This is a genomic window from Paenibacillus sp. E222 (assembly GCF_013401555.1).
In the GTDB taxonomy this organism is placed as follows: Bacteria; Bacillota; Bacilli; order Paenibacillales; family Paenibacillaceae; genus Paenibacillus.
In genome coordinates, this window is the sequence record NZ_CP058552.1 from 6,365,757 (window position 1) to 6,392,653 (window position 26,897).

General features: G+C 47.4%; 27 protein-coding genes and 1 pseudogene. 8 read left to right on the forward strand and 20 right to left on the reverse strand.

Features of this window, described 5'->3' with window-relative positions:
* Positions 1-105: 105 nt before the first annotated feature.
* Positions 106-513, forward strand: coding sequence for a hypothetical protein (locus HW560_RS28145; protein WP_179265252.1), 408 nt, complete (start codon positions 106-108; stop codon positions 511-513).
* Between the two features lie 125 nt (positions 514-638).
* On the opposite strand, the gene HW560_RS28150 is transcribed toward HW560_RS28145, so the two are convergent.
* The 6 genes from HW560_RS28150 to hemE form a co-directional block, all read right to left on the reverse strand.
* Complete coding sequence (locus tag HW560_RS28150; protein WP_090895551.1) at positions 639-1,274, reverse strand: fumarylacetoacetate hydrolase family protein; 636 nt, start codon at positions 1,272-1,274, stop codon at positions 639-641.
* A gap of 104 nt (positions 1,275-1,378) precedes the next feature.
* The gene (locus tag HW560_RS28155) at positions 1,379-2,131 is read right to left on the reverse strand and encodes a glycerophosphodiester phosphodiesterase (protein WP_179265253.1); all 753 of its coding nucleotides are present in this window, start codon (positions 2,129-2,131) and stop codon (positions 1,379-1,381) included.
* Positions 2,132-2,158: 27 nt separating this feature from the next.
* Entirely contained in the window at positions 2,159-3,577 is a 1,419-nt protein-coding gene (locus HW560_RS28160; protein WP_179265254.1) for a CapA family protein, read from the reverse strand.
* Positions 3,578-3,762: 185 nt separating this feature from the next.
* Positions 3,763-5,187 (reverse strand): protoporphyrinogen oxidase, encoded by a 1,425-nt coding sequence (gene hemY / locus HW560_RS28165; protein WP_179265255.1) that lies wholly within the window; start codon positions 5,185-5,187, stop codon positions 3,763-3,765.
* Positions 5,187-6,137 (reverse strand): ferrochelatase, encoded by a 951-nt coding sequence (gene hemH / locus HW560_RS28170; protein WP_090895541.1) that lies wholly within the window; start codon positions 6,135-6,137, stop codon positions 5,187-5,189. The genes hemY and hemH overlap by 1 nt, the downstream gene beginning before the upstream one ends.
* A complete protein-coding gene (gene hemE / locus HW560_RS28175; RefSeq protein ID WP_063564891.1) occupies positions 6,130-7,194 on the reverse strand; it encodes a uroporphyrinogen decarboxylase in 1,065 nt (354 codons plus the stop codon). The genes hemH and hemE overlap by 8 nt, the downstream gene beginning before the upstream one ends.
* 204 nt (positions 7,195-7,398) lie before the next feature.
* Between hemE and HW560_RS28180 the strand changes: the two genes are divergently transcribed.
* On the forward strand, positions 7,399-8,610 hold the full coding sequence (locus HW560_RS28180; RefSeq protein WP_090895539.1) for an MFS transporter: 1,212 nt from the start codon (positions 7,399-7,401) through the stop codon (positions 8,608-8,610).
* Positions 8,611-8,718: 108 nt separating this feature from the next.
* Here the strand turns inward: HW560_RS28180 and HW560_RS28185 are convergent, their stop codons facing one another.
* On the reverse strand, positions 8,719-9,945 hold the full coding sequence (locus tag HW560_RS28185) for a cytochrome P450 (protein WP_090895536.1): 1,227 nt from the start codon (positions 9,943-9,945) through the stop codon (positions 8,719-8,721).
* A gap of 507 nt (positions 9,946-10,452) precedes the next feature.
* Here HW560_RS28185 and HW560_RS28190 point away from each other — a divergent pair.
* The gene (locus tag HW560_RS28190) at positions 10,453-11,664 is read left to right on the forward strand and encodes an asparaginase (RefSeq protein ID WP_179265256.1); all 1,212 of its coding nucleotides are present in this window, start codon (positions 10,453-10,455) and stop codon (positions 11,662-11,664) included.
* Between the two features lie 244 nt (positions 11,665-11,908).
* Here HW560_RS28190 and HW560_RS28195 read toward each other — a convergent pair whose 3' ends face one another.
* The gene (locus HW560_RS28195; RefSeq protein WP_090895532.1) at positions 11,909-12,541 is read right to left on the reverse strand and encodes an O-methyltransferase; all 633 of its coding nucleotides are present in this window, start codon (positions 12,539-12,541) and stop codon (positions 11,909-11,911) included.
* A gap of 241 nt (positions 12,542-12,782) precedes the next feature.
* Between HW560_RS28195 and HW560_RS28200 the strand changes: the two genes are divergently transcribed.
* The 4 genes from HW560_RS28200 (at position 12,783) to HW560_RS28215 (ending at position 17,564) form a co-directional block, all read left to right on the forward strand.
* Entirely contained in the window at positions 12,783-13,934 is a 1,152-nt protein-coding gene (locus HW560_RS28200; RefSeq protein ID WP_179265933.1) for a THUMP domain-containing class I SAM-dependent RNA methyltransferase, read from the forward strand.
* 214 nt (positions 13,935-14,148) lie between these two features.
* Positions 14,149-16,146 carry an LTA synthase family protein gene (locus HW560_RS28205; protein ID WP_179265257.1) on the forward strand — a complete coding sequence of 666 codons (1,998 nt, stop codon included), beginning with the start codon at positions 14,149-14,151 and terminating at the stop codon, positions 16,144-16,146.
* A 97-nt stretch (positions 16,147-16,243) separates the two neighbouring features.
* The gene (locus tag HW560_RS28210) at positions 16,244-16,669 is read left to right on the forward strand and encodes a cytidine deaminase (RefSeq protein WP_090902087.1); all 426 of its coding nucleotides are present in this window, start codon (positions 16,244-16,246) and stop codon (positions 16,667-16,669) included.
* Positions 16,670-16,829: 160 nt separating this feature from the next.
* Entirely contained in the window at positions 16,830-17,564 is a 735-nt protein-coding gene (locus tag HW560_RS28215) for a DsbA family oxidoreductase (RefSeq protein ID WP_090895523.1), read from the forward strand.
* A gap of 318 nt (positions 17,565-17,882) precedes the next feature.
* Here HW560_RS28215 and HW560_RS28220 read toward each other — a convergent pair whose 3' ends face one another.
* Positions 17,883-18,713, reverse strand: a complete 831-nt coding sequence (locus HW560_RS28220; RefSeq protein ID WP_024629201.1) for an aldo/keto reductase — start codon at positions 18,711-18,713, stop codon at positions 17,883-17,885.
* Positions 18,714-18,887: 174 nt separating this feature from the next.
* A complete protein-coding gene (locus tag HW560_RS28225) occupies positions 18,888-19,169 on the reverse strand; it encodes a hypothetical protein (protein ID WP_076292069.1) in 282 nt (93 codons plus the stop codon).
* Between the two features lie 204 nt (positions 19,170-19,373).
* Here HW560_RS28225 and HW560_RS28230 point away from each other — a divergent pair, with 204 nt between their 5' ends.
* Positions 19,374-19,772, forward strand: a complete 399-nt coding sequence (locus HW560_RS28230; RefSeq protein ID WP_090895520.1) for a hypothetical protein — start codon at positions 19,374-19,376, stop codon at positions 19,770-19,772.
* A gap of 91 nt (positions 19,773-19,863) precedes the next feature.
* Here HW560_RS28230 and HW560_RS28235 read toward each other — a convergent pair whose 3' ends face one another.
* The 10 genes and pseudogenes from HW560_RS28235 to HW560_RS28280 all read right to left on the reverse strand — a co-directional run.
* On the reverse strand, positions 19,864-20,085 hold the full coding sequence (locus HW560_RS28235; protein ID WP_053783596.1) for a YuzB family protein: 222 nt from the start codon (positions 20,083-20,085) through the stop codon (positions 19,864-19,866).
* Between the two features lie 21 nt (positions 20,086-20,106).
* Positions 20,107-20,409, reverse strand: coding sequence for a heme biosynthesis protein HemY (locus HW560_RS28240; protein ID WP_053783595.1), 303 nt, complete (start codon positions 20,407-20,409; stop codon positions 20,107-20,109).
* Positions 20,410-20,552: 143 nt separating this feature from the next.
* Positions 20,553-20,810: a hypothetical protein gene (locus tag HW560_RS28245; RefSeq protein WP_090895514.1), complete on the reverse strand. Its 258-nt coding sequence runs from the start codon at positions 20,808-20,810 to the stop codon at positions 20,553-20,555.
* Between the two features lie 240 nt (positions 20,811-21,050).
* Entirely contained in the window at positions 21,051-22,265 is a 1,215-nt protein-coding gene (locus tag HW560_RS28250) for a M14 family metallopeptidase (protein ID WP_373564965.1), read from the reverse strand.
* Between the two features lie 242 nt (positions 22,266-22,507).
* Complete coding sequence (gene racE / locus HW560_RS28255) at positions 22,508-23,317, reverse strand: glutamate racemase (RefSeq protein ID WP_090902080.1); 810 nt, start codon at positions 23,315-23,317, stop codon at positions 22,508-22,510.
* A gap of 227 nt (positions 23,318-23,544) precedes the next feature.
* On the reverse strand, positions 23,545-23,931 hold the full coding sequence (locus HW560_RS28260) for a YtxH domain-containing protein (RefSeq protein WP_090895511.1): 387 nt from the start codon (positions 23,929-23,931) through the stop codon (positions 23,545-23,547).
* A gap of 186 nt (positions 23,932-24,117) precedes the next feature.
* On the reverse strand, positions 24,118-25,023 hold the full coding sequence (locus HW560_RS28265) for a DUF4261 domain-containing protein (protein WP_177185664.1): 906 nt from the start codon (positions 25,021-25,023) through the stop codon (positions 24,118-24,120).
* Between the two features lie 11 nt (positions 25,024-25,034).
* Complete coding sequence (locus tag HW560_RS28270; protein ID WP_090895506.1) at positions 25,035-25,496, reverse strand: DUF86 domain-containing protein; 462 nt, start codon at positions 25,494-25,496, stop codon at positions 25,035-25,037.
* 173 nt (positions 25,497-25,669) lie between these two features.
* Entirely contained in the window at positions 25,670-25,957 is a 288-nt protein-coding gene (locus HW560_RS28275; protein WP_179265258.1) for a Dabb family protein, read from the reverse strand.
* A gap of 284 nt (positions 25,958-26,241) precedes the next feature.
* Positions 26,242-26,634, reverse strand: a pseudogene (locus HW560_RS28280) (holin family protein); the annotation flags it as partial.
* Positions 26,635-26,897: the final 263 nt, after the last annotated feature.

A 26,897-nucleotide genomic window follows, 5' to 3' on the forward strand; every position in this document is an offset into this window, starting at 1 on the left:
TTTTAAGTTTCACTTCAGCTTTCCCGGTTACACTATCCTCAGAGCGTTACATCAAACCAGCTACGATGGAGTTCGTACTTAACCATAGAAATGAGGATGACCCACATGAATATGAAGCGTGTAATCATTGTTGGAACCATGATTGTCACCATGTCTTTTGCCGGAACAGCCTGGGGCAGATCAGCGATATCCCCTATACCTTTGACGAAATGGTCCATCGTTAACATTGATACCAAAGACGAGAGCGAAGATGAGTTGCTGAGTGCTCTGAATCAACCGTCGGAAGATGACTTGGTTCAGAATTTGTACGCGGGTAAATCGCTGAGGATGATTGCAGATGAAAATGATGGTGATTTCAACGAGGTTGTCGCATTGCAAATCAGGCAGCTCAAGGAGCAGTTAGATCAACGACTCGCAAGTGGGAGTATTAGCGCGGAGCAGCACGCAGTGCAAAGCAGTGAACTGGAAGAGTTGGTCACGGAGAGTGCCAATACTGCCTACAGCTTCGCGTAAATGGCGTAATTGAAAAGCCTCCGCTTGCTACGACAGAGAATGAGGGCACGCCAAAAAGGAGCGTCGAAACGCCCCTTTATCTGTTTCATATTTACTCTAAGTAAGCAGATTGATGATCTATGAAACTACTGAACCGCTGCTGCAATCGTGCATTTACCCAAAGATTCGCCGCCCCAGGTCAGTTCAAGCACATCTCCTGCTGCCGTTGGTCCAACCCCTTCTGGTGTACCTGTAAAGATGACATCTCCAGGTCCCAGTCCGTAATGATGACCTACATAATCCACAATATCCTGTAGACTGAAGATCATGTTACGAATATTGCCACGTTGGACCTCGGCACCGTTCTTGGTAAGTGTAAAGTCTTTCTCAAGAAGAGCCTGAGCCCCCGGAAAGGACTGGAATGCAGTAATTGGAGCCGAGTTCTTGAACCCTTTAGCTGCCGTCCACGGATGGCCTTTTTTCTTAATAACCGTCTGTACGTCACGTAATGTAAAATCAATGCCAAACGCATACGCATCAACCAACTCATCCACAGCCATACCCGGCTCATAATCCCGCCCGATTTGGATGACCAGTTCAGCCTCATAATGAACTTCGCCCTTTGTCGCAGGCAATTGCAGCGTTTCACCATTCAAGGGGACAACCGCATGGGAAGGCTTCATAAAGATCATCGGCTCATCCGGAACCGCGTTACCCAATTCTTCTGCATGAAGTTTATAATTACGTCCTACACAATATACATTACGAATATTTGTCAGCATGGATTTACGACCACCTTTATCGGATTCATTAGCGTGTATGGAGCATGTTTATCTTTTTATTATATAAGTACATATCATATTTGCGCTATTCAAAAAATTGGAGCTTACGGCCTGAAAAATCGGCTGCTCGTTTCCTGAAAAGCCTGTTCCCACACATCAGGCCGGTTTGTGCATAACATCAGCTCCGGATCAATCGCCGCAAGCCGCTTCATGATGATTTTGTCATCCACTGTCCAGGCCATGACCTGAATGCCTTCATTTCGCATCTCACGCATCAGTGATTTGTCCACATTGGTGTAACCGATGGAAAGAAAACTGCAATTCATCTGCCGCAGCACTGCGGCCAGATCCCCTGGACGTGCATCAATAATCAACCCCGTTTTGAACTCCGGGGCCCGTTTCTTCACTTCAACCAGAGCCGCAGGCTCAAACGAAGTGATCACCACATCATGCTGCATATGTCTCTTCCTCACCTCATGGATAACCGCTGCCGGCAGACCGGGATACATATTGCCTTGCGTTTTCAGCTCGATATTCAATCGCACTTTGCCACAGGTCCGATCCAGCACTTCGCTAAGCGCAGGAACGCGCTCCCCTTTATAGGCTTTTCCTTTCCATGATCCCGCATCCAGCTGCTGTATATCTGCCCAGTCCTTTTCTCGAACAAACCCTTTTCCATTCGTAGTCCGATCAAAAGTAAAATCATGAATAACCACCGGCACACCATCACGTGATAACTGTACATCCAGCTCCATCCACTGAACTTCCGGCTGTTCCATGGCAAGCAGAAATGCAGCCATCGTATTTTCTGGTGCAATGGACGAAAATCCACGGTGCGCTACACAAAGGTTGTTCATTTCATCCCCTCCTAAATAAATTGAATCTTAATTTACCGATGCGATTCCGTTCGCATCAAAACGAACACCTGGCGAGAGCTGTGTCATCTGCTCCAATAGCAGTTTGTTAGCTTGATCCACCATCGGAATGGCCTGGCCCAACCCTGCCTCATAAGGAATAACCTTCATGCTGCATTTGGCATCCTTACTACAGCTCGCCTGAAAAACCGCTGTTTTCCACGTTTCCTCTGTCGTTGATTTCGAGAAAATAAAGTTGCCTGTACTATATGCAATCCATTTGCCTTTGTAGTACTCCACCCCTTGCAAGACATGGGGATGCCCGCCTATGACCAGATCGGCTCCGGCATCTACAAATTCATGTGCTAATCGAGTCTGATCATTATTTGGTGTGCTGACCCGTTCCTCTCCCCAGTGTGCAACAACAATAACCAAATCAGCCTTTTGACGGGCTTCCTGAATGGCTTTTACCGCCCCAGTAGAATCGTAGGTCTCGGCAACACCTGCCCGATTCCCTTCCGCTTTCCAGCTTGTTTCAGGTACAACCCGGCTGAAGCCAAGCAGTGCAATCTTCATGCCCTTGCGCTCCAGATATGCAGGTGCATAAGCCTCATCCCTGTTCATCCCCGCCCCTGTGTGCGCAATACCATATTGCTCAAGATAAGTTAATGTGTCGACCAAGCCTTCTATACCTTGATCCAGAATATGATTGTTGGCCAGATTCACGGCATCAAATCCTGCTGAAGCCATCGCTTCGAGCGCCTTTGGCGAAGATTTGTATACATAGGTTTTGTCTGCTGCACCAGTTCCACCAAGGGTTACGGGAGTTTCAAGGTTTCCAATGGTCAGATCATCTTCCTTGAACAAGTTGCCGAGCTTTGCAAAGGGATAGTCATAACCATTCTTCTCCAACAATTCAGCCACTTTGCCTGAAAACTGAATATCACCCACAAAGTTAATGGTTACATCCTTCGCCGAATGAGAAGGCTGTGTCGTCCCAGTTCCTGCACCTTCGCTGCCCTTTGAACCGGAAGAACCCGAAGATGCGGGAGTATCCGTCGATTTTTTCGTTCCGGTATCTGTCTTTCCATTTGCCTTGGAGTCTGTAGCATCAGGCTTGCTCTCACCAGACTTACCGCCGGAATTTTCAGTGACCTGTTCATCAGAATCCTCCAATTCTTCATCCGGAGTATGACCTTTCTCCGAATCCGGTTCAGTTGAACTTACCTGATCACCGCCCTGTGGGCCCTCTTCATTGGCAGGTTCCTGCTTCACAGCCGTTTCTGTCACCACCGGGTCTATTTGCTGCTCCTGCATGCCTACTGCGTAATAGATGCCGACGAGTCCAATTGCCGCAATTAATACCAGATTAATGATCCAAATCCGGCGTTTGCGGGCACGTTTCACTTTTTTCTTTTGTACACTTCGTTTTGATCTTGGGGGATACATAGGCAGCTCCTCTTCTTCACAGCAATCCTTATCATATTATATCAGGCATATTCTGGATTTCCATCATTCCTTGGAACTGCAAGTATTGAAAGAGTTCACATCTCTCCCCTTTTCGCTATATGGTGCAAAAAAAAGGCCGTCTCCCCTGTAGAAAAACTCTACGTTCGAGACAGCCATGTACGTTATTATTTTGCAGCAATGAGTTGCGTAGCTTGAACTGACATTTCCTTCGCCTGTCTGATGCAGTCAGGCAAGCCTACCCCTTCATAACCAGCACCCGCAATGTATACCCCCGGCAATTTGCGGCCAAGTTCCTCCCGGAGTGCTGCAATCTGCTGCAGATGGCCTACCGGATACTGTGGCATGGATTTGCGAAGCCGAGTAATTTCCGAGAAGATCGGAACGGCTTCTACACCCATCGTTTCACGCAAGTCCTTGAGAACCAGGTCCGTCAGTGCATCATCCGGGAGTTCCACATTCTGTTCATCTCCAGAACGGCCAACGTAGCAACGAAGCAGTACTTTGTCATCCGGGCTGGTGTGCAGCCACTTGGTTGATGTCCAAGTACATGCTGTAATATTGCGACCTTCCTTACGCGGAACGAGGAAACCAGATCCATCAAATACATGTTCGATATCCTTTTTCTCAAAAGCCAGCACCACATTCGCTACCGAAACGTAATTGATTGCATCCAGAGCCGCTGTATCCACATGTGGTTGCAGCAGTTCGGATGCAACATACGTAGGCACGGTAATGACTACATCATCTGCTTCAAGACGCTCTCCGTTATCCAGTTGAATGTTATATCTAGCCGCATCTCCATTCAGAACCTCCAGGGACTGAACAGAAGTGTTCAGCCGTTGATCCACGTCCTGCAATTCATGTACAAGCGCGTGAACCAGACTCTGCAAACCCTGACGGAAGTTCAGAAAAGCACTTCTCTTCGTTCCCGTATGGGTCTCTGCCGGTTTGCGGCCAGTCATCATTCCCCGGATCAAACTACCATAATCCCGCTCCACTTCGCCGAATTGCGGGAAGGTTGCCTGAAGACTCAATCGCCGCATATCACCTGCATAGATGCCTGCGAGCAATGGCTCAGTGAGGTTTTCCAGCACTTCCGCTCCAAGACGGCGTTCAATCATATAACCAAGCGATTCATCCTCCGTTGTACGACGGGGAGGGATAACAAAATCCATTAATGCACGCAGCTTGCCTGCCGGAGATACAAGACCACTTCTCAGAAACGGTCTTAACTCCGTCGGAATACCGAGAACGAGTCCTGCCGGCATGGGATGCAACTTGCCACGCTGCATGATGTACGTTTTTTTGGATTCCGGATTTTGACTGACCAGTTCATGGTCCATTTCCAGCTCTTTGGCCAAATCAATCATCGCCGTTTTGCGGGCAAGGAAAGAATCCGGCCCCTTCTCAATAACGAACCCATCCCGGTGCAGCGTCTCAATCATGCCACCCATGGAAGAACTTTTCTCAACCAAGGTAATGACAGGTTCAACTCCTGCTTCCCGGTAATGCTTCCGGATATAAAATGCCGCGCTTAGGCCGGTCAGACCTCCGCCGACAACAACGACACGACGTTTATGGTCTTCCATTACTCATCCGTTCCTTGCTGCCATTGGCTAATAATGACGTCACTTAACGTTTCCATGTAAAGCGGGTCACTATTGAGAGAATCGATACGCATGAGGCGCATGTCGATCTCTTTCGCAATCGCTTTGGCCTCAATATCAAGATCATAGAGCACTTCCAGATGATCTGATACGAATCCAATCGGTGCTACAAGCACATCCTCCACCTGTTCACGAGCAAGCTCCTGAAGGGTATCCAGAATATCAGGCCCGAGCCAAGGCTCTGCTGTCCGCCCCGCACTTTGCCACGTGAACTGCCAGTTGGTAATTCCCAAACGGGATGCAATAACTTCCGAAGTCTCCAGCAGTTGCTGCGGATATGGATCACCGATATCTACAATTCGCGCAGGCAGACTGTGTGCACTGAACAGCACTCGTACATCCCCGCGTTTGGCTCCCGCTTCCTCGAAAGCATCCAATTTGGCGCTAACACGTGTGGAGAGAGCTTGAATCAATTTTGGATGCAGGTGATAACTCTCAATAAAGGACATCTGGATACCCAGTTCTTCCGCTTTCTCACGAGCGCGCTTGATGTAGCTTCCTACACTCATCGTGGAGAAATGAGGTGCCAGTACGATGCCTATTGCAGTCTGAATTCCATCCTTCGCCATCTGTTCCACGCCATCCTCAATGAACGGATATGCATGCTTCAACCCTTGATAACAACGGAATTCAACTTCTTCTGAACGGCCATCCTCGTTTAACGTCTCCTGAAGGGCCTTAACCTGATTATCCGTGTTTTCCCGAAGAGGAAATACACCCCCAACGATCGCTTCATAACGGTCGGTCAATTCCTTCAGTTGTTCCGGTTCAGGCGGACGTCCTCTGCGGATATGTGTGTAGTATGCTTCAATACTTTCCATATTCTCAGGTGTGCCATACGACATCACCAGTACACCTACTGTATTAGTCATTAGTTACCGTCACCCCAGTCTTCAAAGCTTCAGCGGAATATTCATGAATATACGCCGTGAGTTCTCTTAATTTATCCAATGATGCCTCAGGAAATAGTCCGTGCCCCAGATTGAAAATATACCCTGGCTCCTTGATGCCTTCATCAATAATCAGTTTGGCATGCTGCTTGATCAGATCCATCGGTGCAGTCAGCACATAAGGGTCCAAATTCCCTTGCACAGCAAATTTCCCGCCCAGTCGTTTACGTCCCTCGGAGATTGATACTCTCCAATCCAGCCCAATCACATCGGCTTGCAGATCATGCAGGGTTGGCAGCAATTCACCAGAAGCCACACCTGGGAAATAAATTTTCGGTACATTCAAATCCGATAATTCGGTAAAGATACGAGTAATCGTCGGCAACACATACGTTCTAAAGTCGTTTGGCGAAAGTGCGCCCACCCAGCTGTCAAACAGTTGGAATGCTTTACCGCCGTTCGCAATGTGTGCACGGACATATGTAATCACCATATCGCCCAGTTTTTGCATCAATTTATGCCACACTTCAGGTTCACTGTACATCATCGTTTTGGTACGTATGTACCCTTTGGAAGGTCGGCCTTCAATCAAATAGCTGGCAATGGTAAACGGTGCACCGGCAAACGTAATCAAGGGTACATCCAGTTCCTTGTCCAGAATGCGAATCGTCTCCAGAATATGAGACAGATCTCCTTCCACATCAATAGGACGCAAACGATCCACATCTGCCGCCGTGCGGATTGGATTGTCTATAACAGGTCCAATATTTTTAACAATATCAAAATCTATACCGAGGGAAGCAACCGGATTCATAATATCGGAATACAAAATAGCCGCATCCACACCGAGTTTACGTACCGGCATGAGTGTAACTTCAGCTGCTAGCTCAGGTTGACGGCAAATTTCGAGCAAAGAATACTTTTCTTTAATCTTGCGATATTCGGGATCATAACGCCCAGCCTGACGCATGTACCACACGGGAACACGGTCCACCTGCTGTTTGAAGCTGGCTTGAATCAGACGATCATTATAGCTCATGTAAGAAGCCTCCAATAGTTTTTGGACTCATAAATAACATTATGCCCTTTTTAAAGAGCAGTAACAACCACGTGTCGATCTGTTCCGATGACAATACTATGACATTCCTTACATCCCCTCACTCATATGCAAATTATGTTATAATGAAAGAATCGTGTTTTTTTGAAACGTTGCAGAAACGATCTGAAAGGAAGTGAAAGCACTTTGAAAACGTGGAAAGTAAACCTCATTGTGCTTTGGTTTGGACAATTTCTGGTCAACTCGGGCATGACCATGATTACCCCGTTTTTGTCCCTTTATCTCGCCAAGGATCTTGGCGTGGTTGGTGAGCATGAGATTGGCATATGGGCGGGATTTATATTTGCTGCCAACTTCCTCACCTCATTTTTGTTCCAGCCCTTGTGGGGCAAATTGTCCGACAAGTACGGCCGGAAAATTATGTTGCTGCGTTCCGGCTTCGGGATGGCGATCGTAATTGCCTTAATGGGTTTTGCACAGAACCCGTGGCAGCTCCTTTTATTACGGTTGCTTAACGGTACGATCTCCGGCTTCAACCCGGCAGCAGTTGCGCTGATCTCGGGTACAACGCCGAAGGATCGCATGGGTTTCGCCATGGGCATCAGCCAGTCCGGTCAGGTGGCCGGTACGATTCTGGGTCCGCTGATCGGCGGTTTGCTCGCTGATGCAGTGGGCTTCCGCCCGATCTTCTATATTACTGGCGGACTGATCTTCGCAGCTTCGATGCTCGCCATGTTCCTGGTCAGAGAGAAGTTTGACCGCAAAGAAGCGGCCAAACTGCCGGAACAATCCGTATTGTCCGGTCTGAAGGAACTGAACAAGTCTCCCCAATTACCTGCCTTGTTCGCTGTAACATTCCTGCTGCAATTTGCCATGATCAGCCCGATGTCACTCTTGCCGCTGTATGTACAGAAACTACACGGTTCGGATGTCAACGTGGCCTTCTGGGCAGGTCTTGTCGGTGCAGTCACGGGACTCTCCAACATGGCCATGTCCCCGATTCTCGGGAAGCTCAGCGACAGGATAGGTTCACACAAAGTACTTACGTTTTCTCTTATAGGAACAGGGCTCATGCTTATACCTCAGGCTTTCGTGCAGACGGTATGGCAGCTCATTCTCGTCCGTTTCATGATGGGTGTGTTCATGGGTGGCCTGCTTCCGAGTGTCAACGCGCTCATTCGCTCCTATACGCCAGATAGCATGATTAGCCGGGCCTTCAGCTTCAATACGAGTACACTCGCGCTCGGTAACATGCTTGGAGCCGTAATCGGCGGCTTTATGGCCGGGTTCATTGGCATCGAAGGACTGTTCATCGTCTCCGGTGGGCTGCTGCTGCTCAACATGATGTGGGTAAGACTCAAGCTGTACCGAAAGCCCCCTCTGATCAGAGAACCATGACGCTTGAATTCAAATGATATTTTGCTCTTAAAAAAAGCCGCTTTCAGCGCCTACTATTAGGCAAGAAAGCGGCTTTTGGCATTGATTTGCTCAAACCTCAACATTGATTCATTGAGCCATCGAGTCAGATGGCTTGTAAATTGAACTTGTGAATTGAATCGGATATTCTTTCACGCCAAATACAAAAGCACTTTGAATCGGCTGCAAAACGGTTTCCGGCACAAGCTGAATGTCTTCCATTTGCCGAAGCATCGTCTGAAGTACAACCCTCGCCTCCAGTCGTGCAAGCGGCGCTCCGAGACAGAAGTGAATACCAAATCCAAAACCCATATGTCTGTTCGGCTTGCGATCGGGCACGAACTTCTCTGCCTGATCGAATTGGGCGATATCCCGGTTGGCCGATCCTACCCAGGATATCACCTGTTCCCCTGCCTGAATTGTTTGTCCGTTCAATTCTACGTTTTCTTTGGCGATACGCCCAATGGCCACAATCGGCGGATAATAACGCAGCGTTTCCTCTACCGCAGTCGGAATAAGCTCAGGGTGTTCTCGCAGCTGCTGTTGAAGCTCAGGCTGCTCTGACAGAATACGAACAGCATTGGTAATCAGATTGGTTGTGGTTTCATTACCGGCAGCAAGTAACAAGATGCAAAATCCGACCACTTCCTCTGCCGTTAGCTTCTCCCCTTCAATCTCTGCAGAAAGCAGTAAAGAGATCAGGTCATCCTCTGGTCGCTGACGTCTTTCTTCCATTATGGCCGTGAAGTAGCTCGCCAGCTCCTGCTGGTTCCGTTTCTTTTCTTCCATCAATTCCTGGAAAGCATCATCACTGTCATCCCGCGCCCCCTTAACGAGTGCATCAGACCAGTCTTTGAACTTCTGGCGATCTGTTGCAGGGACGCCTATCAATTCGGCGATCACGATAACCGGAAGTGGAGTGGCAAGATCATCGATAAGACGCATACGACCTTCTGAAAAATGCGGAGTCAATAATTCATCAGCGATTTCCTGAATCCGCGGAGCTAACGCTTCAATCGCTTTAGGTGTGAACGCCTGATTAACCAGATCCCGCAATTGCTTGTGCTTCGGCGGATCTGTAGTCAGCATGCTGGCGTTAGCGCGATCACGTTCAGAAGAGAACAGTTTAGGGTTTTTTAACACATATTGCACATCTTCATAACGGAAAACATCCCAGCATTCTCGATGGTTGTCATAGCGGACTGGAGTATTGTCACGAAGTTCAGCGTACACCTGGAAGGGAAGTAATTGCTGCTCCACCGCCTCCAGCTCCCGGATCGGAATGTAATTGGCATACTTTCTGGGTGCTCGGTTCATCGTTTCTCCTCCAATCATTAATATATATTTATTTACATATAGAAATCACCTTTTATTATAGACTTAACGCTGTGGGCATACAAATATTTGGCAATAATTGAGCCTCCTTTCCTAGAACGTATTACAAAAATCGTCAAGACCTGCTAATTTATACCCCAGTGCTATTCGTCTTAGATAAGATCACTTCTGCTATGGACGATCCTGCAACACTTCCCCCCAATTTTTTCGATACCCTATCAGGTCAAAAGACTTATATGTAATAAAATATGACACAAAAATTCATATAGTATAATTTCACACTCCTTATTCTCTTTTTCACCTTCTCATATTTATCCATAAAACCTCATAAATACACTGTATACTCTATATATCTATCAATGTAACCGATTACTCTACTCATATCTATAATTGTCATATTATTTAACATGAAATACAATCAATTTGAAATCACTACATATAATCCTCAAAAAACATCACACGAAACTAACCTGAAGGAGAGTGCTTTTCATGAAAAAAACTTCAAATCTTCGTCCTTGGGCTGTATGGAGCACAGCTGCTTTGACAGCTCTGACCATCTCCCTGTCCCCAATTGGAACCTATGCGGCTCATGCGGCTACGGTAGAAGTGAGCGGTACAACCAGTGCAGTTCAGACCGCATCATCCACTCCGGCTCGCAATACAACCATCCCTGTGCTATCGGATTCGTTCAAACAATCCGCTCTGCCTAATGTTCTGGTCATTGGGACGGGTGGTACGATTGCAGGTCAATCCGAGGATGCAACCAGCTTCCAGAACTATAAGGCCGGTACACTCCCGATTGGAGAAATGGTCGACGCCTTACCGGACAAACAGAAGATTGCAGATGTTAGCACACTCCAATTCGGAAATTCAGGCTCAGGCTCTTATACCATGGCTGATCTCTATGACTTGTCTCAGACGGTAGACAAGGCTCTGGCTCAGTATGACAGCGTTGTGGTTACCACAGGTACAGATACCATGGAGGAAATCGCCTACTTCCTCGACATGACCGTACAAAGTGATAAACCCGTCGTCATTACAGGGTCCATGCGCCCTTGGACCGTTATCGGCTCCGATGCACAAGCGAATCTGTACAACGCCATCAAGCTCGCAGGCAGCGGGCGCACCACTTCATTTGGGACCGTGCTGATGTTGAACGATACGATTCAACTGGCGCGCGGCGTGACCAAAACGAATGATTATCGAACTGACACGTTCGAAACCCCGATGCTTGGTGCAGTAGGTTATATTGATGAAGAAAACATTCGAATTTATCGTGCCCCTGCACGTGCCTTGAAGCCTGAAGGTGCATTGAAACCGGCCTTTGACCTGAGCAAAATCACCAAGGCAGATCTCTCCAAGGTGGAAATTGCCATTTCCTATCAGGAAGCTGGCGGCGAGGCTATTGAAGGATTTGTGAAAGGCGGCGCCAAGGGGATCGTAACGTCCGGTACCGGAGCAGGCGGTATCTCCAAAGCAATGGGACAAGCACGCACCAAAGCGGTGGAGGATGGCGTCATCTTCGTAACGACCACTCGGACAGGTTCAGGCAGTGTATATGGCGGAGGGAAAGGTGTTATTGCCGGTGACAACCTCAGTCCTCAGCAAGCACGCATTTTGTTGATGCTCGGACTGTCCTTCAGCGATGATTTTGACACGATTAAAAAATGGTTCGAGACTTATGGAACGCCGGAAGTTTAATAAGGCACTCATCACTTTATATCTTTAAAGAAAACAAGAGACGATTCACTCCCTGCCTCAGGGTTGTGATCGTCTCTTGTTTTTGTAACATTGTCCCTCCATCTCCTGCATTGAAGATTTAGGTGCAACACGGATATCGTTCCATCTATATACTGACTTATTTATTTCAGTGGATGAGCGCAGAAACAGAAAAAACCGCTTGAATGACGTTCCAGCCGAAGCTTTGTCCTGTAAGCTGATATGCTTACTTCACCCAGGCCAGAGCCAGACCATCATAATCCGGCAGCATCGTCGTTACCAGCCGCGGGTCACTGGCCATCTGCTCGTTGAAGCGCCGAACCGCGAGGACAGCCGGACCCTGCTTGTCCGGATTAAGCGTACGGCCGCGCAGGAAACAGTTATCTCCCACAATCACCGCCCCGGGCCGCGCGAGCTTAATGGCGTAATCGAGATAAACGGGATAATTCTCTTTGTCTGCATCAATGAAGAAGAAATCGAAGGTACGTCCTTCCTGTGCCAGCTGCGCCAGACTGTCGGCTGCGGGCCCAATTCGATATTCGACCTTATCCCCAAAGCCTCCTTCCTCCAGATGACCACGAGCCATCGCTGCGTATTCCTCTTTCAGTTCCAGCGAAGTCAGGGTTCCCCCGTCACTTAAACCGCGAGCAAGACAAATTCCGCTGTAACCGCCAAGCACACCGATTTCGAGTACAGCCTCCGCTTTCGATGTCTTCGCAAGAAACGTGAGCAAACGGCCATAGGCCGCTGCAACTGAAACTTCCGGCATGCCGTTCGATCGGATGGCTTCTTTTACCTTTAACAAGAGATCATCCTCTTGAAATAATTGATTTACATATTCGTCAGGGGTCAGATTCACCGCTAAAATCCTCCTTGGACACTTGGACTGCTTTCCATATGGATGCCAATGTTCTATAATAAATGTTTGTTGTCAAACACAGGCGGTTGAACTGCTGCATCAGCTCGAAAGATGAATGCATTAGCGCACCGCATTTCTCATTGTAAGTTTTTTCACGGAAAGCGGCAAGGCCGCACCGTCACTATACAGCTGCGAGAAGCACATTCCTTCTCTGGCTTGAAATGGAGTTGAAATGAATCACATGGCTCAATTGCAATTGATTGCGACCTCGGCGATGGGACTCGAGGCTGTTGTCGCCCGGGAACTGAAGCAGCTGGGGTATGAGGATGTTACGATCGACAATGGCCGGGTTTTCTTCACTGGAGATTATATTGATATTTGCCGATGTAATCTGTGGCTGAGAAGTTCGGATCGCGTATTGGTCAAAATGGGTGAATTCCCAGCGACAACGTTCGATGAATTGTTTGAAGGTACCAAAGCATTACCTTGGGAGGAGTGGATTCCAGCCGATGGCGAATTTCCGGTAGAAGGTCGCTCCCACAAATCTCAGCTAAGCAGCGTGCCTGCATCACAAGGGATCGTGAAGAAAGCAATCGTAGAGAAACTGAAGCTGACTTATGACACGGAGTGGTTCCCAGAGGATGGGTCTCGTTATGTGATTGAGGTCATTCTGCTGAACGATCGCGCCCTGCTTACTTTAGATACGACGGGACCAGGTCTGCATAAACGGGGGTATCGTAAACTCGTAACCGAAGCACCACTCAAAGAAACGCTTGCTGCGGCACTTATTCAGCTCAGCCGCTGGAATGTATCCCGTCCATTCTATGATCCATGTTGTGGATCAGGCACCATGCTGATTGAAGCCGCCATGATCGGCTGGAACATTGCACCAGGACTGCGTCGTACGTTTAACTCCGAGAACTGGGCTGTCATTCCCGAAGAATTGTGGGAACAGGCGCGCGAAGAAGCATTTGACGCGGTTCGCGACGATATTCCATTGCAAATTTCGGGCAGCGACATCGATCCGGAAGCCATCGAAGTTGCACAGGCAGCAATCAAGAGTGCCGGCTTCGCCAACGAGATTGAAGTCAGCGTCCTGCCCGCTCATCGTGCAAGACCACAGGGCGAATATGGTGTCATTATTACCAACCCTCCATATGGTGAACGCTTGAGTGAAGAGAAAGAAGTGCAGAAGCTGCTGCGTTCTTTAGGGCGCAGTTACCTCGATTTGCCGACATGGTCCTTTTTTGCCATCACGTCGACCAAAACTTTCGAGGAAGACTTTGGCCACAAGGCAGACAAGCGCCGTAAGTTGTTCAATGGACGCATTGAAACCCAATATTATCAGTATTTGGGCCCACTGCCTCCACGTAATAAAGCACCGCAACAATAATATTATCGGAATAATCAAGCGTCCCTGCCTTCCACGGCTGGGGCGCTTTTTTGGTATGTATTCCGGGAGAACTATGATTGAACTTAATGGCATGGCTTCCGCATGAAGTATTTCTCCCCTGGGCATAGTTGAAAAGCCGTGACACCACGCTATAATGGATAAAGTCCTATTTTACATTCCGTTAACAAAACCATTCATCAGGGAGGAGACATATATGTTTGTAACTAAGCCAACACGCAGCCTTACGCCGCGCGGGCTTCTGAATCATCCACTTACGTTATATCTTATTTTTCTTGTACTCATGCTGCTCAAATTAATGTGGCTCCACCACAATCTGCACGCCTATAACATTACAATGGGGCTTCTGGACAAAGTGATTGCCATCGGTTCGCTGCTGCTTCTGTCCTTCTGGACCTGGTGGCTGCCTCGCCGGGGCATGATTATATCACTCATTATACTCAATCTGCTGCTCACTGCACTGATCTATGCGGATATGGTTTATTATCGCTACTTTCAGGATTTTTTAACAATCCCTGTGCTGATGCAAGCCAGACAAGTCGACGCTTTGGGAGACAGCATCGCTACGCTCATCTATGCCGGTGATCTGTGGTTCTTCGTCGATTGGCTGGTGGTTATCCCGTATGCAGCGATCCTGCTGTTCAGCAAACGTAACCGTCGTGGACGTTCCAGCGCATATTCGATCGGATTGAACTCTTACTCATCAAACTCCCGCAAATCAACCATGCGTCGTCGACTCACTGCAGGCAGCATTGCCCTGATACTAGGTCTGGGGCTCGCGGTTGGTCCGATTTATTTTTATAGTAAAACCTGGGCAAAAGGGTTGTTTGATAACAACTGGTGGAACGTATCCATGTACAACGTTACCGGACTTCTTGCTTTTCATGGCTATGATCTGTACAACTATGCCAAAGACCAGCTCGGCTCCGGTCCCGAGGTCGATCCTGCCGATCTCGAACAGGCGAAAGCATATTTTGCAAGCAGACAACAGGCTGACCCACTGAAGGATGCGATGTTTGGCAAGTACAAAGACAGCAATGTGATCATTGTTCAAGGTGAAGCCTTCATGAATTTCATGATTGGTCAGAGCATTGGCGGTCAGGAAATTACGCCTCATTTTAACGAGCTGATGAAGGAAAGCCAGTACTACAGTCATTTTTATCACCAGACAGGTCAGGGGCGAACATCGGATGCCGACTTTGGGGCCAATATTTCATTGCATCCACTGTCGGTTGGATCAGCGTTTGTCCGTTACGCAGACCACAGCTATGATTCCCTGCCTTCTATCTTGAAGGATCATGGTTATAGTACAAATGTATTTCACGCCTATGAGAGCGGATTTTGGAATCGCTACACGATGTATCAGAATATGAAGTATGACAAGTTTTACAGTAAAAATGATTTTGAACAGGATGACCCACTTGGCTGGTCGCTGTCGGATGAGTCCTTTTTCCGCCAATCGGTTGAGAAAATGAGCAGTGAGGTTACTGAGCCGTTCTACTCATTCCTCATTACACTCAGCAGTCATCATCCATACGCGTTACCCCAAGATAAACAGCAGCTGGATGTGGGTGAATTCAAAGGAACGATGTTTGGCAACTATCTGCAATCCGTTCATTACGTGGATTCTGCGCTCGGCAAGATGGTGGAAGATCTGAAAAATCGGGGATTGTGGGACAAAACGATCTTCATGTTCTATGGGGATCACGATAACTCCATCAAAGAACAGCCACAATACGAGAAATTTCTCGGACGTTCGCTGAACGATCTGGATATGGAGCAAATTATGAACGAGGTGCCTTTGCTGGTGCATCTGCCGGACGGTGCCGCAGCGGGAACGATTGACGAGCCTGCCGGACAACTGGATATTACACCTTCAGTGCTGCATCTACTTGGTATTTCAGATCAATCCTACTACCACATGGGCAACGATGTGTACGATGGTTCCTCTCGCATGGTGGTATTGCGCAGCGGAGCATTTACAGATGGCTCCCTGTTCTATATTCCTTCGGATGATTACCTCTATGACAGCGGCTCCTGTTACGATCTGTCTACTGGTACCAAAACGGATATTAACGCTTGCCGATCTGGTCATGACGAAGCAACAAAGCGACTACAAGTGTCAGATACGGTTAATACGTTTGACCTGATCTCGCGTTTTCACGAGGAGCAAACGTCTGATTCCGAATCCTAACAAACACTGAGCGGAACGTTGCACCGTCGGAACACTGTATAATTCATTTTCCAAAGGTTAACCCGACACTACAATGAAATGGAGCTAGTGCATGACCATGACGTCACATCCAGATCAATTCAATATCGAACAAAAACTGTTCGAAGAAGCTGCAAACTTTGTCAAACATCGCTATCCTCAAGGGTGGGGCGGGGCAGCTGCCGTTTATACTGAAGCTGGCTCGCTGTTAATCAGCGTAGCTCCAGAAGTGATTAATGACGCCACGCATCTGTGTATGGAAACAGGAGCCTATCTGGAAGCCCACAAATTAAACGAGCGGGTCACCCACTCGATCTGTGTGGCACGTGACGATGAGCACTCGGAATTCAAGGTCCTCACCCCTTGTGGTGTGTGCCAGGAACGACTGTTTTTCTGGGGAGAAGACGTGAAGGCTGCCGTATACGATCCAGATGGAGCTTTGATTTACAAGAGATTGGACGAAATTCAGCCTTATCATTGGACCAAGGCATACCAGGATAAGTAAGAAGTTAAACTAGAAGTGTTGAGGCTGCAGTCCGCTGCATGCTTCAGCACTTCTTTTTTTTTCGAGGCTTGGTAATAACCATAACCTTGCGAATGAAGGAAAGTCGCTATATAATTGTAACTGTATTGGTTTCATTTATAGATGATGGAGGTTTTAATTGATGAATATTGAAATATGGTCCGACTTTATGTGTCCTTTCTGTTATATTGGCAAACGTCGTCTGGAGAATGTATTAGCACAATTCCCACACCGCGATGAAGTGCATTTACAGTTTAAAAGTTTTGAGCTCGATCCAAATGCTGAATTGAATAGTGGCAAAACCAACGCAGAATATCTGGCTGCCAAATACAATATGAGTGTCGAGCAGGCACGCGGCATGAATGCACAGATGAACGCCAATGCTCGTACGGCTGGACTGGAATACAACATTGATGAGATGATTCCTACCAATTCCTTCTCTGCTCACCGCCTGACCCATTGGGCAGAAACACAAGGAAAAATGCTTGAGCTTAGCGAACGACTCTTTCAAGCGATCTTCATTGAAGGTAAACATGTCGGCAATACCGATGTACTGATCGCGTTGGCTGAAGAAGTGGGTCTGGATCGCAGTGCAGCAGCTGAAGTGTTGTCCAGTAATCAATTCGCAGACCAAGTGCGTGCTGACCAGGCCGAAGGCGAACAATTAGGCATCCGGGGTGTACCGTTCTTCGTGTTTGATCGCAAGTTCGCTATATCTGGTGCTCAACCTGATGAGGTGTTCCTTGACGCGATCCAGAAAGCATGGGATGAGCGTTCCCCTTTTACCATGGTAGAGTCCAGCACCACTAACGCAGATGGCAGTGGAGTATGCACCGAAGACGGCTGCGAGGTTCCGCAACCGGATCAATCCAAATAACACAAAAGCAGCAGGATCAAGGGTAATCCCCTGAACCTGCTGCTTTTTTTATAATCTACAACTCAAGCTAATTATAAAGTTTTAGTGTTTGATGAACAGTTGCAGTGGAGGGGATGGAATTGATTCTGAAGAAGCGGAGTGTTCGCCTGAAAGCTTTCTGTAAGAAAGCTGCTTCGGAAGCATAAGCTGTTTCCTAATTTTCACCTTTTGAATATTGAATCAAAAAATTTGGAGACAACAGCGATCGGAAGAACGATCCGTAACCGGAACAACTCCAAGCAGATCATTAAACACTCATTTTGGAATTGAGCTACACACTCAATCCCAAAACAGCTGATCCGGATGTGGCCCCGTCCGTTTATCCGAATCCAGCGCATCAATTAGTTTCAGCTCATCCGGAGTCAATTCAAAATCAAAGATATCTGCATTCTCGCGAATCCGCTCCGGGGTAACCGACTTCGGAATCGTCACAATCTGGTTCTGGATATCCCAACGCAGAATAACCTGTGCTGGTGTTTTCCCATATTTCTGGGCCAGACTTTTCAAAGCCGATTCCTTGTTCAGTTTACCTCTCATAATGGGGCTCCATGCCTCCAGTTGAATGCCCTGCTCCCCGCAGAAATCCTGCAGCTCCTGTTGAATCAGACCCGGATGCAGTTCCACCTGATTCACCGCGGGCACCGTTCCACCTTCATCTATGATATCGCGCAGATGGTGCACTTCGAAATTACTTACACCAATGGCACGTACACTTCCTTCGCTGTATAGACGTTCGAAAGCTCTCCACGTCTCCTTATACTGGTCTCTGCCAGGCCAGTGGATTAAGTATAGATCAATGACATTCAATCCAAGCGCCTTCTGACTTGCCTCAAATGCTCTCAAGGTCGAATCAAAGCCTTGATCCTCATTCCACAGCTTGGTTGTCACAAACAGCTCATTACGGGCAATACCGCTGCTCGCAATGGCTTGTCCCACTTCCTCTTCATTTCCATAAACGGACGCTGTATCAATGCTCCGATATCCGACTTCCAATGCGGTCTCCACCGCTTGTTGTACTTCCTTGCCCTTTGCTCGATAAGTCCCAAATCCCAGCCATGGCATCGTCACGCCGTTGTTCAGAATCGTACAATCTGTAATATGTTTTGTCATTCTGTACCTCCTGTGTGAAATTTGCCTGCTCTTGGTCTATTAACCTTCTCACCAAATTTTAAGCGGCACATTACACACAGTTTGACTAAAATCCACTTCTTGGGTCTATTCAAAATAGACATGAATAACCCGCAAAGCACTGCTGCTCTGCGGGTTCTGGTGTGACAGGAACGCTTATAGATCCCCTTGCCCATTCTGACTCTGGATCGAGTTCAATCTTCTCTTCTCCTCAATGAACATCTCTTCCGCCAGCTCAACGCCCTGACCTCCAAGCGAACGTTCAGCTTGAAGCATAGCTTGCTCGGTATGCGCCAAACGGCGTTCTGCCTGTTCAATGGTCTGTTCTGTTGGATGTGACATTGCCTGTGAAACGGCAAAATGAAGTTTGTTCACTGCATTCTGCGCCTGGGATACGGTCGTATCGGCTTGCAAACTGGAATCATAACGCTTCGGCATGAGTATTCCTCCTTGGGATCATGTTCCTGTTACCCCTTTAGGATGGTTGACATCGGCCTTCCTTATTCTTCTTTCGTTGAAACAATAAAGGATTACTTCAATGTTCCCTATATGAGATCAAGGATGAATATCAATGATGTGTATAACTTTTTCCGTTCTGACTGCGTTTAATTGATAATTACCTTTTCACAAGGAGGTGTATATTTGAAGAACTTTGGGATTGTGTTCATTCTGGTACTTTTATTACTGCTAATCAGTGGCTGCACACCTTCGACGTATGAAATAACGGGATATACAGGCTCCTCTATTAATAACGAGATTCCGGTCCCCGTGAATGCAAAGCAGCTGAGCATAACGACACATTCAGACAATCCAAACATTCTAACAGGCATTAAATATGAATTGAAACATATTGGGGGAGAACAGGGATTATATGTACCATCCGATTATTTTGAGAAGTTATCCGAAGCCGGATGGGTTGAGGTGGAAGAGGAGCGTATGGGACATGTGCATTTTCTAAAAAAAAGTGATACAATCCTCGCCATTGAGATTCAAGAGGATACCTTTGAGATTTTTGAAATGAGGCACGACTTTACGTTCTAATTTCGTACGATTCCTCATCACAACTAAAAAAGAGAGGCCGCAGCCTCTCTTTCCTTTTGTGGACAAGTTTGTCCACTGCATATCCATACAATTACTTCACGAATTTCGCTACTTTTGCAAGCACTTCTTCTTCTGTCGGAGCACTGATGTACCGACCGTTGATGAAGACAAAAGCACGCTTCGCGCAAGGACCGCAATACGATTTGCAACCAATTTTGATCTCCGTATCCGGAGCCATTTTCTCCAACTTGGCCACAATCGATTTGAGTCTGATATGATTACATTTTTCGCATACGCGGATATCGTTAGCCATGAGTTCCCCTTCTTCGCTCCCTTAGTGGTCGCCGTGGTTGCCTTTGGATGGGTTCGTAATAACGAAGCCTTCTTCAGGGAAGTAAAGGTAATCAATTTTAACGCCATCCAGCAAAGGCTGATCATTCTCAAGAATAACGTCAATCTCTTTATCGGTAGATACAACCGTATCATTTTCTTTTGGCGTATCGATATCGAGTCCGTAGTGGGCATGATCTCCATGTGCATGTGTGATCACAACGCGCAGCAATTTACCTTCGTTCTCAGGCTTGTCCAGTTCAAGTTTCAATACTTTCGCGGCATTACGTGTAATTTTGCAGTTCATATCATTCATCTCCTATATTGTAATTGCTGGTCCCAACAATTTTTCATTATTTCTAAACTCCAGCATCTATTGTAAAGAAAATTACTGCGCTTCGCAATAACATTGATGCAAAATCGATGTTAAACCACCCATTTTGTGTCGAATTAAGACGACGCCTCCGCTGTAAGTACCGGATATTTGCGCTCCGCACGACTTACAAACCAGTTCATCAGCAACAACGTAACCCCGATATCATCTATAGGCATAAACGGCATCACGTCAGGAAGTACCCAGTAGAGCAGTGCCGGGATGATGAACAGCAACTTCTCACCCAAGGGGATCTGCGGAGCCCGCAACAGGCGCGGCAGCCGTTTGAATACTTGTGTCCATCGTTTGAATGACAGCAGTCTTCTCCACTTCATGTGAACCCCTCCGTATAATTATTGCACTGAAATAAAACAGCACACGTTATAGTCATTAATAGTTACACCCATCATTACCTGTTCCAGAGCGATCCGGAACGAATGATGCAATATGCAGATTAAAAAACGAACGCCGGTCACAGCGCCCGTTCCTGTTATACGAATGGACAACCCGTAAGTTTCATGTCTTCCCAACCGGATTATGTGAAGTCAGATTTCTTGGATTCCCAATCCTCCCTGTTAGTGCTCTCGATCTGTTAATAATTCAGCCAATAGCATGCCAACCTCTACGCAGATGTCATCGAACTGATCCATGGGCAGCGGGTTGACCCCGAGTCCCACTTCTACTGTGAAGCCAGGCTTCCGAAACTTCTGGATGAACCAGTCTTTGTACCCTGCATCGCTTCCACCCAGCTTAACTGCCTTGTACCCTGAAGCCCTTGCCAGTCTGCGTGACAGCGGTGCACTCTCCTTTGGCTCCAAATCCCGGTAGTTCCAATAAATTTCCTGTCCCTGGCTGTGCAGCGAAACGACAGCATCGAAATGATGCTGCTCGGTCCACTGTGCAAGTGCCCACGCCTCCGGTTCCGATAAGGGAGCGGTTCCTGCATAATCTCTTGGCCCTGGGGACGTTATTCCTCTTCTAGCCGCCTCTTCCTCCCAATAAGCCGGGAATTGGTCGTTAAGGTCTACTCCCCTAATATTGGATTTCCAGTGCGTAAAATGTGAGCGTCCGGCATTCCATTCCAGCAATTCTTCTGCATGGGGATGATCATTGACCACGCCCTCCTGCACCAATTCAACTCCATCCGGATTAACCATAGGGACAGCCCACAGCGTAGTTTCCTGCATCCAGCGTTCCGTCTGAAATTGATGCCACGGCGTAGATGTACTGTAAGCCTTCGCATATTCTTCAATGAATCGCATCAGAACCGCGGTAGTCAGCCACTCATTTGCATGAACAGATGCGTTGACATGAATATGTTTGGGACCTTGACCCAAACGCAGATAAGGCAAAGCCTTGCCCATGACACTGCTGCCAATCGAGCCAATCTCGATAAATGGATATTTCTTTTCCAGCAAACCGATATCACGTTTCATTTCACGGTAACCATACTCTCCCTGCAGCTTGACGATAGTTTTTCCATTTGAATCCGGAATATGAATACATCGCCCGCACCAGTCCGGAATATTCGCTATTTCTGGATTAGCTTCGCGCAATTCTTCTTCAATCAGTCCAAAACGTAATGCGATACCGGCCACTTTCTCTCCCGGTTGCACTGCATACCTGCGCCCCGTTCCCGGCATAATGCGCAGCATCTGTCCTGTCAGCAAATAAGGCTGGGACGCTGCTTCCGGGTTGAGAGCGGCAAGTAACTCCTTCGTCATATGGTTTGCTGCCGCAATACGCGACAAGGTATCTCCCTGATGAACAATAATCCATTGCAGCTCCATGTTGATCTCCTTTCCTATAGAAACTGTGTAATCTCCTGCCCCTTTCTCGCCTGTGTCCTTACTGTATGTAATATGTATGCCGATCTGGTTGTCCGTCATGTGACATGAAACGTGTAAAACCCTCCAACATAAGAACAACGTGATTGTAATCCGAAGCTCTTCTAGTTTCTGATGTGATTAAAAAAATCCCGGAACACGAAGTGTTCCGGGATTCTTATAAGCATAGAAACCAAAAAAAAACGCTATGATAATTGCGTAACCTGCCACACAACTGGCGTTTTGGAGATCTGCTCTCCCAACCATTGGCGGGTAATATTCTGGAACATGCGTGGGTCCCCAGTGCAAAAAAACTGATGGACCGGTGTCTCATCCCCACTGGCCAGCTTTCGTTTATCATACAAAATCGTACTAATTTCCCTCGCCGTTTCATCTGCCGAACTGATCAGCTTCACTTCCTGCCCCATAACCTCCTGAATGGTATCCATGAGAAAAGGATAGTGCGTACAACCCAGAATAAGACAATCAATCGGCTGTTGCTTAATCTGGCCTAAAGACTGCTCCACCGTACTTGTCGTTTGCTCGGAACGGAATTCGCCTTGCTCCACCAGTGGCACAAGTGCCGGACAAGCCTGAGTGACCACATCAATATAGGGGGACAACTGTTTGAGTGCAGACGTATATGCACCACTTCCAATGGTTCCCACGGTGCCAATGACACCGATGCGTCCTGTGCGTGTCGCTGTGATGGCTGCTCGTGCTCCCGGATGAATGACACCAATGACAGGCACATTCACCTTGGCTCGAATATAGTCGAGCGCTGCTGCTGTAGCCGTATTACAGGCGATAACGATAACCTTCGGATTGAACTGGATCAAGAAATCAACGATTTGTTCCGTGAATTGTTTAACTTGTTCGGACGAACGGGGTCCGTACGGTGTCCGGGCAGTATCTCCAAAATATATGATCTTTTCCCGTGGGAGCTGACGCATCACTTCCTTGGCGACGGTCAATCCCCCTACACCGGAGTCTAATATAGCGATTGCTTGCTGCACGAACACACCGCTTCCTTCTTCATTGAATTGGTTCTGTTAACAAATTGGTTCCCAGAGCTTTCTTCCTACCGTATGAATTTTCAGGCAAAAAGGTACCTACATCTTACCCGATTTCATTGCAGGGTTCAAACAAAAATGCGGTATCGTTCAACTCCTGCACGACGAACACACAACAAAGCAGGCTCCCCTACAGATGGAGGAAAGCCTGCTCGCGTTCAAGCTTAGCTTTAGATATTGTCTTTGGAGTCGTCGGCAGGAAGCTTCGCGATGACTTTAATACCTGACTCATTTGCTGCATCTGCATCAACGGAAGACTCAGTATCAGTAATGACGGCGGATACGCGTACTTCTTTACCTTCAGCGCAATTGCGCCAGGACTGGATATCCTGGATAACGACATCTGCCGTTTCTTTTACTTTGGATACGATCTGTGCGCTTTGTTCGCCTACCTTGCTAGCCAGTTCCTGACCTTTCTCACTCACCTGACGTGCACCTTCCGAAATATCTTGACGAAGTTCACGTCCCGATTTTGGCGCCAACAGCAAAGCTGTCACTGAACCTACAACCGAGCCGATTAATGCTCCCCACAACAAACTTTTGTTAGAATCCTTCACGTCGCATCTCTCCCTTTACCTTAAATGAAGTACCGAATAACCAAGCAACAGCCTGTTGCTCGTTAATCCGGGCGAATGCCTACTCTGTTGATGCAGTATAAGCAGCAAGGGCTTGACCTGACACTCGGATACCAAAAAAATTCTGGATGTCGTCTTTCGCACCTTCTGGCGTTATCAAGACATGCCTCAAGTCTGCCGCGCCGGCTCAAGCGGAGCAACGGCATGTTCATCACCCGGGTCCAGATCAATTACATATCGTCCTGGTGCAATTAATGCCGCCTGATGCTCACAACGCCAGCGTCGTCCGCCGGAAGATCCCAGCGTCTGTCCATCCTGTAGAACATCGCCCTGATCAAATATGTAATAGGCGGCCCCCAGCAATGTCTGGGCTACCGTATCTGGATCAAGTCCAATGAAATGACACTGTACATCAGGCACGCCAAGTGCCGACAATCCTACCGTGTCCATAACCAGCTGACGCTGTTCCTCCGTGCCCCCAGCCTGATACATGCGCACATTCATCGCAGCGTAGAGATGCTCCTCACGCTCCTGTGACAGCACATAGGCTTTCGGTTCAACCAATTTGTCACTGCCATACCAGTATAACGCCTCACAAGGCAGCACTTCCATAACAGCCTGAATCGTCTTTTGGAACAATTCGAGTCGCTGTTTGCGCGGCATGGCAGCAGTGAACATATCATGAAGCCGGATGGAATATTGGATCGTTTCCATAGCTTGTCCTGCTTCTGGCCAATGCCAGGCTTGCTGCAAAGCCCCTCCAAAGCGGGCACGATCTACAATTTCAGTAATGGGGAGAATGCACGTCTGTGCTGGAATATTACCTTCCTGAAAAGAAACCTTATGGTCCAGATGGTAGAAAACCAGCATTTCAGGTTCATGCTCCTCATTGCCTTGCTTCACGTCAAGCCGGACTTGTCCGGTATGACGACTTAGTGCCTCCTGCAAACGCCCCCGATCTATAACGGGACGTTCCTGGAATAACAGCTCAATCATATATACCGGATGAAATCCGGAAGGTATGTCATTCGTTTCATTATTTCCTTCTTGATCTTCTTTCCATTCGTTCGTCATGCTGCTTCCCCTCATTCCTTGCTCTGTCCCTCGGCCTGTGCAGTCTGGAAAGGCCCGAGTTCTTTTTCCACATAGGTATTGACCTGATGGGAAAAATGTTCAAGCACGCCCGGCAGGTCACTGCTCAGCGGATGCAGTTCAGATCGCTCCCAGCTGTAATAGTCCTGAACGAGCGGCTTGCGCAACGATACGAGGCGACTCAGCACCTCATAGGTTGCATGATCAAAAACCTTCTCTTCATGGTTAATCTGAATAATATCGTCATAGCTGCTCGCATCACGCATGATGAATCCGTCAATCAGATAACTCCCTACATCCGTAACGATTTCAATTGCGAGATGAAGACAGCGTTCCTGTACCAGACCCAGCATGAGACTGCCATCCCAAGCTTGTGAAGCACGGCGAAGACCTTCGGCCACCTCCGGTACGGCAGCAAGCCGACGTGCAATCTGTTCCCTGTTTACGTAATACAATGTGTTCACTTCCCGTTCAGTGAATTATCGGTTCCTTTTTCCTCTTCGCTTCAGCCAAAATAACATCACAGGACAAGCGATCAGAAACACGACAAAAATATATAAAAATTCCATTACGTCTCTTAAATCGCTCATGCAGAGTCCCCTTTATCCAAAGTAGAATGAAGAACAGATTAGATTTCGTAGTCCACTGCAATCGACTGCTCTCTGACCTCGTTCATATACTTGATGACTTCCTGATGCAGCGGATGTACCTGATATGCCTGAAGATCTTCCAGTGATGCAAACTCTGCCGTGAGTGAGATGTCAAAAGATCTGTCTGAACGGAGCACGTCAATACCTACTTCAAGCGAAACCAGAACATCAATTTTGCCTTGCAGATTGCGAAGAACATTCGCAGCCGCTTCAATACCTTCATTAGAACGATCTTTCATTTTAAACAGAACAATATGTTTAATCATCAGACAAGCACCTCATTTGAGTATAATAATTGGTATGAATGAATTTTCTTGTATCCAAAATATATCATAACGTCCTCTATTACGAAAGGATACTTGGAAACGTTCTCTTAAAAGACAATCTAATCGGGGCTACCTTCATTCGCCTTTGTTTTCTCCTGGGGCACATTATCCGTCTGTTCACTTTGGTTTGTCTGTTTTTCCGGGTCAACTTCTGTTGCCTGTTCATTTGTATCCTTCTTCTCCACATTCGGCTGCGGTATAGGCCATTCCCGGTCAGACAAATCTTCCTGTTTTTTAAGCACCGCTATAGCCTGTCTGAGCTTGTCTGGCAATGGAAGCCCAATGCGGGCATAATTTTCGGTAATGGATATCAGCTCATTCACCAGATAAAAGTAGATGGCTCCCCCTTTAATGATGTCCGTTCCCATGAGCAGGTCAATTCGGTGAGCAAGCAGAATAACCGTCAGCATGAGACCTTTGCGGGCGAGCCCCCAGAATCCAACATTACTATTCAATCCTTTACCCGTTCTTACTGCCGCAGCGAGACCCGTAATGTAATCCACAGCCATTGCAACCGCCAGCAAGCTAAGCAGCTGATCCCATCCACCAAAAGCAAACGTCATGAACGCCCCTGAAATGGCAGCAAAGGTACTTACGGATGGACTCACGTTTCTCACCTCTCCCTCTCACTTGATCTCCATACAAGATATGTAAGAGTAAGAGATTTTGACAGGCCACCTGCCCGGCCGAACACGCGGATTTCTAATTTCAGATTTGTGCACATTGGTAATTGGTTCCTTTAACGAAAATCGAATATTTATGGGTAAATCAGGGAAATAAACCGCATCATATCAACAAAAAATAGATAAAAGTACTATAGTCTCACTAATAGGTAATTAGACTCATTTTATTTTTATTCATTATCTATTTCATCCCTTAA

Coding starts and splice junctions, on each gene's coding strand:
- HW560_RS28145 (WP_179265252.1), top strand. CDS start 106: ATGAATATGAAGCGTGTAATCATTGTTGGAACCATGATTGTCACCATG.
- HW560_RS28150 (WP_090895551.1), bottom strand. CDS start 1,274: ATGCTGACAAATATTCGTAATGTATATTGTGTAGGACGTAATTATAAA.
- HW560_RS28155 (WP_179265253.1), bottom strand. CDS start 2,131: ATGAACAACCTTTGTGTAGCGCACCGTGGATTTTCGTCCATTGCACCA.
- HW560_RS28160 (WP_179265254.1), bottom strand. CDS start 3,577: ATGTATCCCCCAAGATCAAAACGAAGTGTACAAAAGAAAAAAGTGAAA.
- hemY (WP_179265255.1), bottom strand. CDS start 5,187: ATGGAAGACCATAAACGTCGTGTCGTTGTTGTCGGCGGAGGTCTGACC.
- hemH (WP_090895541.1), bottom strand. CDS start 6,137: ATGACTAATACAGTAGGTGTACTGGTGATGTCGTATGGCACACCTGAG.
- hemE (WP_063564891.1), bottom strand. CDS start 7,194: ATGAGCTATAATGATCGTCTGATTCAAGCCAGCTTCAAACAGCAGGTG.
- HW560_RS28185 (WP_090895536.1), bottom strand. CDS start 9,945: ATGAACCGAGCACCCAGAAAGTATGCCAATTACATTCCGATCCGGGAG.
- HW560_RS28190 (WP_179265256.1), top strand. CDS start 10,453: ATGAAAAAAACTTCAAATCTTCGTCCTTGGGCTGTATGGAGCACAGCT.
- HW560_RS28200 (WP_179265933.1), top strand. CDS start 12,783: ATGGCTCAATTGCAATTGATTGCGACCTCGGCGATGGGACTCGAGGCT.
- HW560_RS28205 (WP_179265257.1), top strand. CDS start 14,149: ATGTTTGTAACTAAGCCAACACGCAGCCTTACGCCGCGCGGGCTTCTG.
- HW560_RS28210 (WP_090902087.1), top strand. CDS start 16,244: ATGACGTCACATCCAGATCAATTCAATATCGAACAAAAACTGTTCGAA.
- HW560_RS28215 (WP_090895523.1), top strand. CDS start 16,830: ATGAATATTGAAATATGGTCCGACTTTATGTGTCCTTTCTGTTATATT.
- HW560_RS28220 (WP_024629201.1), bottom strand. CDS start 18,713: ATGACAAAACATATTACAGATTGTACGATTCTGAACAACGGCGTGACG.
- HW560_RS28225 (WP_076292069.1), bottom strand. CDS start 19,169: ATGCCGAAGCGTTATGATTCCAGTTTGCAAGCCGATACGACCGTATCC.
- HW560_RS28235 (WP_053783596.1), bottom strand. CDS start 20,085: ATGGCTAACGATATCCGCGTATGCGAAAAATGTAATCATATCAGACTC.
- HW560_RS28240 (WP_053783595.1), bottom strand. CDS start 20,409: ATGAACTGCAAAATTACACGTAATGCCGCGAAAGTATTGAAACTTGAA.
- HW560_RS28245 (WP_090895514.1), bottom strand. CDS start 20,810: ATGAAGTGGAGAAGACTGCTGTCATTCAAACGATGGACACAAGTATTC.
- HW560_RS28250 (WP_373564965.1), bottom strand. CDS start 22,265: ATGGAGCTGCAATGGATTATTGTTCATCAGGGAGATACCTTGTCGCGT.
- HW560_RS28265 (WP_177185664.1), bottom strand. CDS start 25,023: ATGACGAACGAATGGAAAGAAGATCAAGAAGGAAATAATGAAACGAAT.
- HW560_RS28275 (WP_179265258.1), bottom strand. CDS start 25,957: ATGATTAAACATATTGTTCTGTTTAAAATGAAAGATCGTTCTAATGAA.